A 344-nucleotide genomic window follows, 5' to 3' on the forward strand; every position below is an offset into this window, starting at 1 on the left:
CCTTTTTGTTGTTCACCGATTCTCAAAGCCTATTGGAGTTTTTCTAGATCCGCTTCGATTTCGGCGATCTTGCTCGAAACGACTTTTTCTAAATGGCGAAGATCAGAAAGAATCTTTTGTTTTACATCCAATTCAGACACTTTCGCTGGTTTTGTGATCTTGTTGAGTTCGTCGATAACCAAAGTAAGGTTACGGTTGATTTCCGTTACTTCCTTGTATTTATGACTACCGCTATCAACTAAGACATTTTTTACTTGGCGTGGGTATTTGAATTTGACGCTTTTGGCAAAGAACTCGCCTTTTTGCTTATGGAAGTAGATTTTGAGCACGTCTTTATGTGCTTC

1 protein-coding gene is annotated in these 344 nt (G+C 39.0%); it reads right to left on the minus strand.

Translation table 11 applies throughout. The annotated features are described in order from the left end of the window. Positions 1-29 precede the first annotated feature (29 nt). Positions 30-344: DUF3461 family protein (locus tag R7Q11_RS26505; RefSeq protein WP_225467037.1), on the minus strand; the 315-nt coding region annotated here is incomplete at its 5' end.

It is taken from the genome of Vibrio sp. 970 (assembly GCF_033339075.1).